Annotated in this window: 11 protein-coding genes; 4 read left to right on the top strand and 7 right to left on the bottom strand. The window is 61.1% G+C overall.

Features of this window, described 5'->3' with window-relative positions:
- Positions 1-8 precede the first annotated feature (8 nt).
- The 6 genes from DEHOM01_RS06975 to DEHOM01_RS09805 all read right to left on the bottom strand — a co-directional run bounded on the left by DEHOM01_RS06975 (position 9) and on the right by DEHOM01_RS09805 (position 7,907).
- Entirely contained in the window at positions 9-752 is a 744-nt protein-coding gene (locus tag DEHOM01_RS06975) for an ABC transporter ATP-binding protein (RefSeq protein WP_061212111.1), read from the bottom strand.
- A complete protein-coding gene (locus tag DEHOM01_RS06970; RefSeq protein ID WP_082738779.1) occupies positions 752-1,660 on the bottom strand; it encodes an ABC transporter permease in 909 nt (302 codons plus the stop codon). Before DEHOM01_RS06970 ends, DEHOM01_RS06975 begins: the two co-directional genes overlap by 1 nt.
- Positions 1,657-3,663, bottom strand: a complete 2,007-nt coding sequence (locus DEHOM01_RS06965) for a glycosyltransferase (RefSeq protein ID WP_245630678.1) — start codon at positions 3,661-3,663, stop codon at positions 1,657-1,659. The genes DEHOM01_RS06970 and DEHOM01_RS06965 overlap by 4 nt, the downstream gene beginning before the upstream one ends.
- A 42-nt stretch (positions 3,664-3,705) precedes the next feature.
- Positions 3,706-4,863 carry a UDP-galactopyranose mutase gene (gene glf / locus DEHOM01_RS06960; RefSeq protein WP_061212110.1) on the bottom strand — a complete coding sequence of 386 codons (1,158 nt, stop codon included), beginning with the start codon at positions 4,861-4,863 and terminating at the stop codon, positions 3,706-3,708.
- A gap of 120 nt (positions 4,864-4,983) precedes the next feature.
- Positions 4,984-5,871: a glycosyltransferase gene (locus DEHOM01_RS06955; protein WP_061212109.1), complete on the bottom strand. Its 888-nt coding sequence runs from the start codon at positions 5,869-5,871 to the stop codon at positions 4,984-4,986.
- Positions 5,868-7,907 carry an NAD-dependent epimerase/dehydratase family protein gene (locus DEHOM01_RS09805; RefSeq protein WP_156468321.1) on the bottom strand — a complete coding sequence of 680 codons (2,040 nt, stop codon included), beginning with the start codon at positions 7,905-7,907 and terminating at the stop codon, positions 5,868-5,870. The genes DEHOM01_RS06955 and DEHOM01_RS09805 overlap by 4 nt, the downstream gene beginning before the upstream one ends.
- Positions 7,908-8,417: 510 nt before the next feature.
- Between DEHOM01_RS09805 and DEHOM01_RS06945 the strand changes: the two genes are divergently transcribed.
- Positions 8,418-9,329 (top strand): LCP family protein, encoded by a 912-nt coding sequence (locus DEHOM01_RS06945; RefSeq protein ID WP_061212108.1) that lies wholly within the window; start codon positions 8,418-8,420, stop codon positions 9,327-9,329.
- Between the two features lie 31 nt (positions 9,330-9,360).
- Here the strand turns inward: DEHOM01_RS06945 and DEHOM01_RS06940 are convergent, their stop codons facing one another.
- Positions 9,361-10,044, bottom strand: a complete 684-nt coding sequence (locus tag DEHOM01_RS06940) for a glycosyltransferase family 2 protein (protein ID WP_061212107.1) — start codon at positions 10,042-10,044, stop codon at positions 9,361-9,363.
- Positions 10,045-10,189: 145 nt separating this feature from the next.
- Between DEHOM01_RS06940 and DEHOM01_RS06935 the strand changes: the two genes are divergently transcribed.
- From DEHOM01_RS06935 to DEHOM01_RS06925, 3 genes are read left to right on the top strand one after another with little or no spacing between them, the layout of a single operon-like run.
- Positions 10,190-11,509, top strand: coding sequence for a nucleotide sugar dehydrogenase (locus DEHOM01_RS06935; protein WP_061212106.1), 1,320 nt, complete (start codon positions 10,190-10,192; stop codon positions 11,507-11,509).
- Positions 11,506-11,925 (top strand): DUF2304 domain-containing protein, encoded by a 420-nt coding sequence (locus DEHOM01_RS06930; protein ID WP_061212105.1) that lies wholly within the window; start codon positions 11,506-11,508, stop codon positions 11,923-11,925. The genes DEHOM01_RS06935 and DEHOM01_RS06930 overlap by 4 nt, the downstream gene beginning before the upstream one ends.
- Positions 11,922-13,862 (top strand): DUF6541 family protein, encoded by a 1,941-nt coding sequence (locus DEHOM01_RS06925; RefSeq protein WP_061212104.1) that lies wholly within the window; start codon positions 11,922-11,924, stop codon positions 13,860-13,862. The genes DEHOM01_RS06930 and DEHOM01_RS06925 overlap by 4 nt, the downstream gene beginning before the upstream one ends.
- The last annotated feature ends 11 nt before the right edge of the window (positions 13,863-13,873 follow it).

Raw genomic sequence — 13,873 nt, 5'->3', positions numbered from 1 at the left:
TTCGACGCTCAGGAGCTCGCGCGCAAAGTCTCCACAGCCTCGACCGGGTCGCCGTCGAAGATCACGTGCCCCTTCTGCAGCACCACTATCCGCGTGCACAGTTCGGTGAGCATATCCAGCTCGTGGGAGACGATCACCATGGTCTTGCCATGCGCCTGCATCTCGCGAATCCGCGCAAGGCACTTGCGCTGGAAAGGCTCATCGCCAACCGCGAGAATCTCATCGACGAGGAAAATATCGGGATCGGTGTGCACCGCGACGGCAAACGCGAGGCGCAGAAACATGCCCGAGCTGTAATACTTCACGTCAGTGTCGATGAACTGTTCGATCTCACTGAACGCCACGATGTCATCGAAGCACGCGTCAATCTCGGCCTTCGACATCCCGAGAATCGCACCGTTGAGATACACATTCTCGCGACCCGACAGATCCGGGTGGAAACCCGCGCCAACCTCGATGAGGCCCGCGACCTTGCCGCGCACGCGCACACGCCCGCGATCGGGAAAAAGCACGCCCGAAATCGTCTTCAGGAGCGTCGACTTGCCCGATCCGTTAAACCCGATCAGCCCGACGGTCTCCCCCGCTCGAACCGTCACATCGACCCCGTTGAGCGCCATGAACGTATCGCGCAACTTTTGTCTCTTGAGCGCCGAAAATACGAGCTCCTTCAGCGCCCTCGTATGGCGAAGCGAGAACTCCTTATACACGTTCTCGATACGCACCATTTCGCGTGGTGATTCAGAAACAGGCATCACAGCTCCTGCGCAAACTTCCGCTTCGAACGCTCGAACACGAACGTTCCGAAGGCAAAGACCGCGATCGCAATAAGCAGCCCCGCCCACCACAGCTGAGTGGCCTCGGCGCCCACGGCAATCGTCGGGGCGGCTTCACCGGTTGAATCGAGCGCACTCGCCATGGGGCGCCAGAACGCCCCGTGGAAACACTCCACGACGATCGTGATCGGGTTGAGGCTGTAGAGAACCCACCACGCGCTTGTGCCAATAGCATCCTTGACCATCACGAGAGCGTAGAGAACCGGCGATGTCCACGTCGCCACCATAATGATGAGATCCACGAAGTTCTCGACATCTCGGAATGCCGCATTGAGCGCCGCCGCGAGCATGCCAAGACCCACGGTAAACACGAGCAGGATCACCATGCCGATGAGGAACCACCATCCCTCAGCGATGGAAGGGCGCCAGCCGAAAAGGCCCGCCCCCACCATGAGCACGAGCACTTGGGGCACGAAATGCACAAGCGCCACGAGTGCGCTCGCCCACGGGAATAACTCCGACGGCAGGTAAATCTTCGACACAAGCGGCGCGTTCGATGCGATCGAACGCGTGCAGTTCCCGAACACCTCACTGAAGAGGTTGATGACGATGATGCCGGAGAAAAGATACGCCGCGTATGCCGGAAGCGAGCGGTTCAGCTGAAGAAAGACTCCGAGCGCCAGGTAGAACACCGCGAACTGCACCGCGGGCTTCGCGTAGCTCCACGCCATGCCCAGCACGCTGCCTCGGTAGCGCACCCGAAGTTCCTTCTTCACGAGAAGGCGCAGCAGGAAACGCTCGTAGAGAGGATTAAGCCATCCCTTGTCGCTTCCCGGTACTCGCCATCCCTGAGCCTTTTCCTCGCGCGTGATGGAGGAGATACTCACGCGTTTCGGCCCTCACGCTTTGGGGCGGGATTCGCCGCAAATGTCCGCTCCCACGCCTCAAACGACGTGAGTTGTGACGCTGCAGCGCGGTACTGCTCGCGCAAGGTGCTCCACTTCGCAAAGAGTTCAGCGTGCGTGCGCACGGCTTCGGCGAGCAGTTCGCGGGCTTGCTTCGGATCTCGCTTGTACCAGGCGATCTGTGTGCCCTCGGCGTTGGACACAAGAGCACTGTCGTAGTGCGACAGGCGCCACCAGCGTGCGTCTTGGTGCGCAATTGCATCCTGCGGATGTTCGAGCGAGAGCTCGCTCGGCTTCGTGAAAGCCTGCTTCGCAAGCTGCTTGATCGTCCACGCCGGCATGAGGAGTCGACGAGGCTGGCTAAAGCCCCGCCCTTTGCGAGGCGGCTTATTCGTACGCACGTCAGGGTAGTCGTCGACGTCTTTCTTCTGCACGGCGTCGTCGAACTGTGCCGCCAGTGCGCGAATCTCGGGAAGCGTCGTCCCGATCGTCTCGTGAAGATGCTCGGGGCCCGCAAGGACATCGCGCTGGGCCATAAGGCGGCCCGTCTGGGTGTAGTACTGCATGGAAATCACATGCTTGATGTCCATGAAGTGCGATTCCTTCACGAGCCTGCCGCCACGCTCATACGGTGAATGCAACAGGGCGGTGATGAGCCGGTTGCGCTCGTGGAAAAACGCCTGCCACCCCACAAGGTCGTCCTTATCGCCCCACGCCACGTGCCACACTCCGGCTCCGGGAAGGGACACGGTCGAGTATCCGGCGTTCTTCGCCCGTAGGCCGTATTCGGCGTCGTCCCATTTGATGAACACCGGGAGAGACAGGCCAATTTCGCGCACAACCTCGGTGGGGATGAGGCACATCCACCAACCGTTGTAGTCGACGTCCACGCGGCGGTGCAGCCAGGGCGTCGCCCTCAACGGGTGCGACCCAAGGTCGTAGCTGAGTGACATCTCCTGATGGGGAAGCGCCGGCTGGATGCGCCACCGGTCGACGATCTCTCCGAACGTGTGGAGGGACGTGCGATTGTTGAGATCAAACATGTGCGCTCCCACGATCGTGGGCTTTGTTGCGAAATCGGCGAAGGTCACGAGACGCTCGAGCGAGACGGGTTCGATCACAATGTCGTCATCGCAGTTCACGACATACGTGGATTCTCCCGCCATGCTTGCCTCGTACATGCCGCGCGAGAAGCCACCTGAACCGCCGATGTTCCCCTGCTCAATGATTCGAAGCTTGCCGCCCATTGCCGCCTCGAGCTCGGCGAGCTCCTCGGCGTGATCGCGAAGGCGGTCGCTTCCCTGATCGACGATGAACATCGTGTCGAGAGTTTCGAGAAGGCGGGGTGAATCAGCAATCGTGCGGATGTTCTCGAAGCAATAGCTGACCTTGTTCATGGTCGTCATCGCGATCGAGAACGAACCGCGAGCTCGCGCGAGGCTTTCGGGGGCCGAGTACACAGCTCCCTGAACCTCGAATTCGTCTTTTCCAGCGTAGGCGTCGAACCAGTACCAGCCGCCGTCGCCGAACGCCGTGAGCGGAAGGACGAAGGTTGATGTTTCCTCACCCGATACAGCCCTCGAGGCCACGCGCTGCGAGCGCCCTTTCGCATTCGAGCGGTTCACGACGAGCGTTCCCTCACCCTTTGTTCCAATGGTGAGCGTCACCTCACGCACGGGGGTCCAGCGGCGCCAGTACGAGGCCGGGAACGCGTTGAAGTAGGTACCAAACGAGCGCATGCGCGCCGCGGGGATCGTCAGCCCCGTCCGGGAATAGGCATCAGCACTCGCATCAACGTTCACCGGCGAGGATGCGCTCGCGAGCGCTTCGGAAAATCCGCCCGGGGACCCCCCTGTCATCTCGACCGGGGTGACGTGAGCCTGCGACTCAACATACAGCGGCGTCGTTTCGGGGCTCGCGCCAAGCGGCATGACAAGCCGGTGGAGTTCGCGGTGCCCTTCGGGCAGGGTAAACGTGTAAGTCATGGTGCTCTTTTCACTCATCGGAGTCACGGCGGATGCGCACAACTAGCGGCGCAAAAGCTCCTCAAGCTTGTTATCAGCCATCGAGAGGGCGGCGCCGATGGCCATGTGCATGTCGAGGTACTGGTAGGTGCCAAGACGGCCACCAAAGAGCGTCGCGGGCTCAGCCTCCGCACGCTCGCGGTATTCGAGGAGAGTCGATCGGTCGTCCGCCGAATTCACGGGGTAGTACGGCTCATCCTCACGGCTTGCGAACCGCGAGTATTCGCGCATGATGATGGTTTTGTCCTTCGCGTAATCACGCTCAGGATGGAAGTGGCGTGGCTCGATGATGCGCGTGTACGGCACGGACTCATCGGCATAGTTCATCACCGACGTTCCCTGGAAATCGCCCGTGTCGAGTGTTTCGGACTCGAGATCAATCGTGCGCCACTTGAGCTCACCGAGCTCGTAATCGAAGTAGCGGTCGACGGGGCCCGTGTAGACAACGGGGAGCTGGCCGCGCACGTCCTTCTTATTGAACGGCTGCGACTCGTCGAAGTAATCCACGCCAAGCTTGACTTCGATGTTCGGGTGATCCGCCATGTTCTCGAGCCACGCTGTGTAGCCGTTCGTGGGCAGACCTTCGTAGGTGTCGTTGAAGTAGCGGTTGTCGTACGTGTAGCGCACGGGCAGACGCTTGATGATCGACGCGGGAAGATCCTTGGGGTCTGTCTGCCACTGCTTGCCCGTGTAATGCTTGATGAAGGCCTCGTACAGCGGGCGGCCAATGAGCGAAATGCCCTTGTCATTAAGGTTCTCGGGATCTTGCCCGGCAAATTCGCCCGCCTGCTCGGCGATGAGCGCGCGCGCCTCGTCCGGAGTCATGGCCGCGTTGAAGAACTGGTTGATTGTGCCGAGATTGATCGGCATCGGGTACACGATGCCCTTGTGGTTCGTGTACACGCGGTGCACGTAATTCGTGAACGACGTAAACGTATTGACGTACTCCCACACGCGTGTGTTGGAGGTATGGAAAAGGTGAGCGCCGTACTTGTGCACTTCGATGCCCGTCTCGGGGTCGATCTCGCTGTAGGCGTTTCCGCCAATATGTGGGCGGTTGTCGATCACGGTAACTTTCGCCCCGTGTTCGCGTGCGGCGCGGTCTGCGAGCGTAAGGCCGAAAAGGCCGGATCCGACGATGAGAAGGTCGGGTGTGCTCATGATGTGTCGTTCCCTTCGAGGTTTGATGCGTCGCTCCCACAATAGCGGCCGCACGCGCAGAATCTCGAGGGCGCACCGACTGCGCGACGCTGGTTCGTCACATGGCGGGACCCCGCCGGGTTACGAGCGCGGCGTGCCCGTGAGACCGCGTTCAATGACGCGCCAATACACTCGGTCGCGCGCAAATGCGGGCACAACGCGATACACCGCGCGTCCTACGAGATTTCTCAGGGCCCTGGGCACGCTGGTTGTCCCGCTCTTGAGCATCGACCACTGCATTCGCACATCGCTCTTAAAGAGCGTGAGGCCCCCGCGCCTGCGATAGAGGCTCGTACTCACGCGGTAATCCACGAGGACGTCCGCAATATTGCCCATGCGAGAGCCAGTACACAACAGGCGATGCCACAGGTCATAGTCCTCCATCAGCGGAATGTCCCTGTAGCCACCAGCTCTGCGCACGGCCTCGACTCGCATGAGAACCGTGGGATGGTGAAACGGTGAGTGATCGCGCATGTAGTTCGCGATTTCTTCGTGGGTGAGGGGGCGGCGGCGAATACGCTCCTCGCCCGCCTCATCGCGGCGAGGCAGAGAAGACTCGTCGATTTCGCGCATGTTCGCGCCCACGATGTCGAGGCCCCGCTCTCGCAAAGCAGCGAGCTGCACCGCAAACCGTTCAGGATGATTCACGTCGTCAGCATCGGCTCTCGCGACGATCGGACTTTCGCAATGCTTGAGGGCACTGTCGAGGGTGCGGGCGAGTCCACCGTGGCTCTTATTTCTCACAACTCGTGCGCGACCGTATTTTCCGTCGAGAACGTCGGCGATGACGCCTTCCAGGGCGTCGGGAAGCGGGCCGTCAATGGCAAGCAGCAATAAGCCTGGGGCGGTGGTTTGGTCGACCGTCGCCGAGGCAATGGCTTCGCGCGCGTACGCCGGGTCGTCCCCCTCCCACAGGGGCATGAGGACGGTGAGGTCTTCCTCGATCTTCCGCACACCGTGCTTACTCACGTGAGTGCCCTTCGTGAGCGTTCGGCGGAATCGATCGAAGATTCGAGCGCGCGGATCTCGGTGGCACTCATGGGATCGGCAGCAAGAACCACGCTCGAGCGTCGTGGCGACGTGAAGAGCCCTTCACGGAGACCCTTGAGCGCGACGGGAAGAACATCCGCGCGAGTGCGCACCAGGGTCTGCATCCACCCAATCGCACTCTTGCCCCCGTAAAGAACCTTCTCGATCGGGGTGAACGAGTCGGTTTTCGTGAGGGCCCACAACCGGTTGCGCACGTCGAAGTAGAACCTTGAACCAGGATTCGTTTGGGCATTCGAGAACTTCACGGTGCGGTGCTCAACCGTGCTCGACGCGACGGCGAAGCCGTGGGAGTCTCGCAGAAGCCGGCCTGTGAATTCAAAGTCATCAGACCAAATGAAATAGTCGGCAATGGGGAGTCCGTGCTCCCACACGTCTTCGGCAGCAATGAGCGCCGAGACGAAGCTCGCCGTGCGGATGGGGCGCGCCCCTAGCTGTGCGTAACGATCGAGGTCGGCGTCACTCGTGCCGAGGCGCGTGCGCGAGGAGTTCATGGGGTGCGGCCTGCCGTCGGTCCAGACCGCAAGCGAGCTGAGAACGCTTGCGTGAACATCGAGCTTGCGCTCAACCTCGAGGAGCTTCTCGAGCGCATCGGGCGCTGGAACCGTGTCGTCATCCATGATCCACAGGAAATCAGGGCTGTGCTCAAGGAGAGCATGCGCCATGCCGGTACAAAAGCCACCGGCACCGCCCACGTTGCGATTGAGGTGAACAACGTCGGCGTCAATCGGGTGGGTATCGGCGACGGTTCCGGAACGGTCCGTGCTTGCGTTGTCGATGATGACGACGTTGTCGAGAGGCCTGCTTTGCGCGTGCAGTGCATCGAGGCACTCGCCGAGGAGATCAGCGCGGTTGTACGTCACCACCACGGCAACGACTCGTCGAGAGTCCTCCTGCGTGGCATCGGGATGTGGAACAAAGCGCTCCGGAATGGGGGCTGAGTCCGCTGGATTGCTCGGGATGCTGTTGTCCCGCACCCAGCGAACAGTCTCAGCGAGGGACTCTTCGAGCGATGGCCGCGCGGGCAGAAGCGCGTCGAGTTTCTCCCGCGACATTTCGGCGCTCGGCCGCGCGTCAAGGGCGAATCGCTTGATTCGACGGGGAAGTTCGAGGCCGCTTGCACGAACCGCTTCCCCGGCCCGACCCGCGCGTGCCATGAGGCGCCGGCCGGGAAGGGACAGTGCGAGCGGTGCAGTTTTCGCAATCGAGCGCACGAGGGCGCGCAACTCGTGATCGTCGAGCCGAGGGGAATCTGCAACGTTGAGCACGTAGGGCTCGCCTTCGGGGACGTTCAGATTGAGAGCGGCGCGCGTCGCGCCAGCGAGGGTTCCGACGTTTGCCAGGGGGCGCGCGATGACCGTGTGCGTAAGCGAGACCGCCCCTGAGTTCACGAGCGAAGCGATCAGTCGCGAGATGCGCGCATGAGAACCGGGACCAAAAAGCTCGGCCACGCGCATCACCAGCAGGCGTCGGCCCCGCCCCGCACGCACCCACTGGCCGTACAGACGTTCCGCCTCTGCGAACGCGCGCCCTTCGACGGTCGTGGGGGCCTGTGGGTCAGATTCGTGCGCACTATGCCCGTCAGGCTTCTCGCCGTACACGGCGCCGCTCGAAATGAAGACGAGGGTTCGCACATCCTCACGTTCGGCAGCGGCAATGAGCGAACGCGCGCCTCCCACAAGGACCGAGTTGAGCGTACGTGTGCTGACGCTCGACGAGTCGGGAACCCCAGCGGCGTTCACAACCGTGTCGCATCCGCTAACCGCGGCGCACAGGGCTTCGTCGTCACGAATATCGAGCACGCAATGCTCGCCATCACCGCTTGCGGGTCGAATATCTGCCGTCACCACGGGGGTCCCGTGTTCACGAAGCTCGCACGCGATATGGGAACCTGCAAAGCCCGCACCACCGAGAACGAGGGTGCGCGGCGGCGTTTGCCGTCGCTCTTTCTCTGACACGTCGTCTCCTCGCCTTTCGCCCACGTTTATCGCAGAGTCTAGGCACGATCTTACGGGCAGTGAGTCCCGAGCCTGAGTACACACGCCATCGCCGGGCCAGATTCACTCGCTCCACCTCGGTGTCCGGGGTTTTGTTGTCGTCGGTGTGTACTGTGGGAGCGCGCATGGTGCGGCTTGCCGCGCCCCACACGATTGAAGGTGAACACGATGACGGGTGACTTCCCACGCGACGCCGGCACAGGCCGCTCGCGGCCCGGCCATTCGCGCGCCCGCTCGGGCGGGTCGGCGCGACCTCTGACGCGGCCATCCGCGCCGCGTCCACGAGAGTCTGGCGTTCACAGCGAGCCCACCGCCGAAACGCCTACGCGTCAAATGCCAGCGGTACGCAATGCTGCCCGGCCGGCTCCGGTGCGTCTGAATTCGAAGCCATCGGGCAGCCCAGGGCAGCACGCGCAGCATCAACCCACACCGGTGCACCCAGTGCCTTCGGGCCCGGTTCGCAGAAAAGGCATGTCTCGAAAGCGCGGGTTTCGCCTTGCCCGCACGATCGTCCTTCTCATGCTCGTTATTGCCCTCGGGTGGCCGGTTGGCCTCGGGCTGTGGGCCAGTTCGAAAATCGCGCACACGGACGCGCTCTCCGGAGCGGCCGATACACCGGGCGAAACCTACCTTCTTGCAGGCGCCGACATTGAACAGGGCGGAGCCCAGCGCACCGACACCCTCATGCTGTTGCACAAGGCACCAAACGGGAAGCAATACCTCGTCTCCATTCCGCGCGACACGCTTGCCGAAATTCCCGAGCACGGAACGCACAAAATCAACGCCGCCTACTCGATGGGGGGCGCTCCCCTCCTCGTCAAAACCGTTGAGAAACTCTCGGGTCTCACGATCGATCATTTTGTCGTGATCGGCTTCTCCGGAGTTGAGGACGTCGTCAATGCAATCGGCACAGTGAACCTCTGTATCGACCGCGATGTCGATGACGTGCGTTCGGGTCTCAAGATGGCCAAAGGCTGCCACGACGTGGGCGGTGAGCAAGCCCTCGCGTTCGTACGCGCCCGCTATTTCGATCCCACGGCCGACATAGGCAGGCAGCAACGCCAACAGCAGTTCGTGAGCGCTCTGATGAAAAGAGCATCCTCACCTGGCGTCCTGCTCAACCCACTCACTCAGGTGAATCTCGCAAGCGCGGGAACGAAAGCCCTCGTGACCGATAACGACACCGGCCTCATTGACCTCGCGGGTGCCGCCCTAGTCATGCGAGCAGCCCCCAACTCTGGAGGTGTTCTCGCCATGCCGATCGAGGACCCGAACTTCAAAACGAAACACTCGGGTGTCGCCATCAAAGTTGACGACGAAGACGTGCACGCCTTCTTCTCATCGATCGCCGACGGCTCGGCCGAATCGAAGCCCGAAGGCTAGAGACCGCCGCCCGAAGCGACGCTCATCTTCTCTACTTGAAGAGAAGGTCCGTGACGATGTTGATCGCGTTCAGCAGCGGCTGCCCCTTCGACTTCGAATAATCCGTGTAGAGAATGTGAACCGGATATTCGGCGTACGTGAGATCGTTGCGACCGATTTCCGAGACGATCTCCGAGGCGTGCGCCATACGATTCTGCTCGATCGAGATGGATTCGCACGCATGGCGGCTGAGCACGCGAAGGCCGTTGTGAGTATCGGTGAGATGAACGCCGCTCGTGATGTTCGTGAAGACGATCGCCATCCGCAGCACGATGCGCTTGAGAAAGCCCGGCTTCGTGCGGCTATCGAGGAATCGTGAGCCGAGCACACAGTCAACCTTCTCAGCATTCATCTTCTCGATCATCGCCGCGGCATCGCTCACCTGGTGTTGCCCATCGGCGTCAAAGGTGACGATTTGCTGCATCGACGGATCCCGAAGCGCGTAGTCGATACCGGTCTTTAGCGCAGCCCCCTGCCCCATGTTGTAGGGGTGTCGCACGACTACGGCACCTGCATCCTCTGCCTCGACCGCCGAGTCATCATGCGAACCGTCATCAACACACACGACCAACGGGTATGTTTCGCGCAGTGCACGAATAACATCGCCAATTACTTTCCCCTCGTTATACAGGGGGATAACGAACCAGGTCGTGTCGGCTCCGGGGCCAAGGGTCATCAGAAAACCTCGTGAAAATTGATAATTTTTGGCGCGATTCTTGGCGCGGGTACGCGTTACCGCCACCGCAAAGGCTACCCTAGTCGGTAGTGACAACAGCGCATAGCGCCCCGAAAGACTCAACTCCCCGAAGGGACCACACCTCATGAAGATCGCCGTCGTGGCACTTGGAAAGATCGGATTGCCGCTCGCCGTGCAGTTCGCCGCGAGTGGACACGAAGTAGTAGGCGTCGACGTGAATGAACGTCAAGTCGCGACTATCAACGAAGCGAAAGAGCCGTTCCCGGGCGAAGAGCAGCTCGCCGAACGCCTTGCCGAGCTTGTACCGGCTGGAAAGCTTCGCGCCACGACCGATTATGCCGATGCCATCCCGGACGCCGACGCAGTAGTGCTTGTCGCTCCCGTTTTCGTAGACGAGGAAACCTGGGAGCCGGACTTCCGCTACATGGATGCGGCTACGCGTTCGCTCGCCGAACACCTCACCCCCGGCACCGTGGTGGCGTATGAAACAACGCTCCCGGTCGGCACGACCCGCACACGTTTCGTTCCCGTACTCGAAGAGGTTTCGGGCCTTAAGGAATCTCGAGACTTTTTCGCTGTCTACTCCCCCGAGCGAGTCCTCACCGGGCGAGTTTTTGCTGATCTGAGGAAGTACCCGAAACTCATCGGCGCTCTAAGTCCCGAAGGGGCTGCAAAGGGTCGCGAGCTGTACGAGGCGGTCCTTCAATTCGACGAACGCCCCGACCTCGAACGCGCGAATGGGGTATGGGACCTCGGCTCCCCAGAAGCCGCCGAGCTCGCCAAACTCGCCGAGACAACCTACCGAGACCTCAACATCGGGTTTGCGAACGAACTCGCGCTCTTCTGCCAGGACCACGGCATCGACGTCTACAAGGTCATTGCCGCATCCAACTCTCAGCCGTACTCACATATTCACCAGCCGGGAATTGCAGTGGGTGGACACTGCATTCCCGTATACCCGCGGCTCTACCTTTCGACTGACCCGAATGCGGAGACTGTTCGTACGGCTCGTAAACTCAACGCCTCGGTTCCGAGCAAGCTCGTGGGCCGAGCGGAAGAAATCCTCGGTTCACTTGAGGGGCTCACCGCGGTGGTGCTCGGCGCGGCATACCGAACCGGGGTCAAGGAGACAGCGTTTTCAGGCGTCTTCCCGACCGTTGCCGAGCTCGAGGCACGGGGCGCCCGCGTACGTGTTCACGACCCGTTCTACAGCGACGAAGAACTCGCTAAATACGGTTGGGACGCGTGGCACGAGGGCGACAGCGCTGATCTCGCGATCGTGCAAACAAATCACCCTGAATACCGTGAGTACACTTCCGAAACGATTCCAGGTGTGCGACTTCTCATCGATGGCCGAAACATTACCTCGTTCGAGAACTGGGTAGGCACACCGCGCTTCGTGCTAGGCAACGGTGAGAACTCAACTCTAGGAAAGGCCTCATGACCGACATCCTCAGCTCTCCGACCGGACTCGTTCTCGACAGTCGCTCACTAATAATCCAAATCATCCTCATTCTCGGGATTCTCGGAATCACCGCATGGCTTTTCATTAAACGTGGCGCCAAGCAGCTTGCGATCCGCCGGCTCCTCATTCTTGCATTCGCGGTATTCGCGGTTCTCGCCGTCATCTTTCCCGGCGCAGTGACCGCCCTCGCCCAGTTCGTGGGCGTCGGTCGTGGCACCGACCTCTTGCTCTACGCCACCGTTGTCGTGCTTCTCGGCTTCCTGGCTCTCCAGGAGGCGCGCACGAAGAACGCGGAAAAGCGGACGACGAAGCTTGCACGGAAAGTTGCTGTCTACGAAGCGGAGCAACCTGAGGCATTCCGTAATCACGCCTTAAACGTCACGAACGATTCATGAGCACTTGGTGTGTGTTCGCGGGGGCAGTTGCTTGCTCACTTGCCCTAGCGTTCCTGCCCGGTTTTGTGTTCGCGCGTCTCCTGCGGGTTCCGCGGCTTCTTGCCGTTGCCGTGGGGCCGGCTCTCACCGCCGCGGTATTTTCCTTGGGCGCGATCGTCTGCTCACGCTTCGACGAGCAGTGGAACCTCATCAGCGCCGCATTCGTGAGCGGGGTAGCAGCCCTCGCGTTTAGTTCCCTTCGCCTCCTGCTCACCCGAGATTCATTTTTTTCCACGCCTCGGGCTCTTGCACCCGCAACCGCGCGCTGGGTCTTTCCGACGGCTACCCTCGTGTGCGCTTTCGCGGCTGTCGGCCCTATTCTGTATACGATGCCCGGGCCTGATGCCATCCTTCAGCGCTGGGACGCGCTCTACCATTTGGGCGCGATCGAGTTCATACGGTCTACTGGAGACGGCTCGGTTTTCAACGTCGGATCGCTTGGCTACACCGATGGCCGGGCAGGGTTTTACCCGGCTGGATTCCACGATATTGCAGCGCTCATTCCGGGGGTTCCGACACCCATCGCTCTCAATGCTTCGGTCATCACGCTCGCCACCGTTCCGTGGACAGTCGGGATCGCTGTTCTCGTCAGGATCTTGTGGCCCCGCACCGCGTGGGCACCAACGTCTGCCGCGTGCCTGGCCTTGCTGGCGCCGTCGGTTCCTCTGAGCGAGTGGGTGCACTTGTCCCCCGTCGCGAACCTCGCGGGCTTCTCCTTCCTACCGGGGGCGCTTGCAATAGCAGTCGCGAGCTGGCAGACCTTGCTCAGACAGGTGAGGCACCGTAGCCTCGACATCCGCTGCGGGCTCGCAGCCGCTGTCTGCACGGCAACAGCGCTTGTCGGTATCGCTTTCGTGCACCCCAACGCTCTTTTCGCCGCTTGTGTTCTCCTGTCTGTCGTGACTGCATGCGATGCCATCCGAATAGTCAGGAATTTTGATGTTCGAGCCTGGCACCGAGCGCTCGTCATGTGCGTTCCAGTCGCGTGCGTGGCTCCCATCGTGGCTGTATGTCTTCTCCCCGGCACGTCACCAGTAATACAGAATTTTTCAGGCGGCCTCACCGTCCCGGCATGGCAGGGAGTCGGTGAACTCTTGACGGGACTGCTTACGGTGTGGCCCATGGCCATCGGGGTAGGTGTCTGGGTTCTCTCCTGGATTGGAATTGTCGCGTTTTTGCGACGTGGCACGTGGTCGCCCGTCGTGTGTGCACTGGTCGTGGGCGTCCTCTACTTCGATTCCGCGATCGACTCCCCTCTAAATCTCTCGGCTCTTTGGTATCGAGGTCAGGATCGTCTGTCGATGGTCGTCACTCTCGTGATGATCCTGTGCGCAGTCGCAGGAATTGAAAGGGTCCTTCTGTTCGCCCGGGCACCCCAAACACCCCGCACCGCGCGGATGATCACCGCGATCGCATCCATGGTGATTGCCCTCGCTCTCGTGGCCACGAGCGTAGGCGCGCGCGCATCGTACGCAGCTCTCAATCTCGACCTTGACATGCCGAACCGGAACCGCTTCTTCGATACGGAAGAACTCGAGATGCTCAAGAGTCTCGACGGACGACTCGATCCACGCAGGAAGGTTCTCGCCAGTCCTTTCTCCGGTGGCTCCCACCTTTGGGCACTAAACGGACAGAGCGTGCATTTTCGGGTACTTGGCCAAACATACACGGACAGCGATGCCGTGCTCATCCGCACACCAGAACTCATCGGGGATCCGCGAGATCCTGGTGCGTGTGCCCGTCTTACCAATGCGGGGATCGGCTACGTCTACGTTGATGCCCGCTACTACAATTATGCACGCGGCATGGCGCCGCTCACCGTCCGGCGCCTTCCGAATCTTGGGGATCCTCTGGCATCAACGAGCCACTCGGCGCTGTACGAGCTCCACTGCGAATGAGAGCCCGGCGA

Source organism: Dermabacter hominis NBRC 106157 (assembly GCF_001570785.1).
Classification (GTDB): domain Bacteria; phylum Actinomycetota; class Actinomycetes; order Actinomycetales; family Dermabacteraceae; genus Dermabacter; species Dermabacter hominis.
Note: the sequence above shows the minus strand (reverse complement) of the source record. Positions and strands in the feature narration are given on the sequence as shown.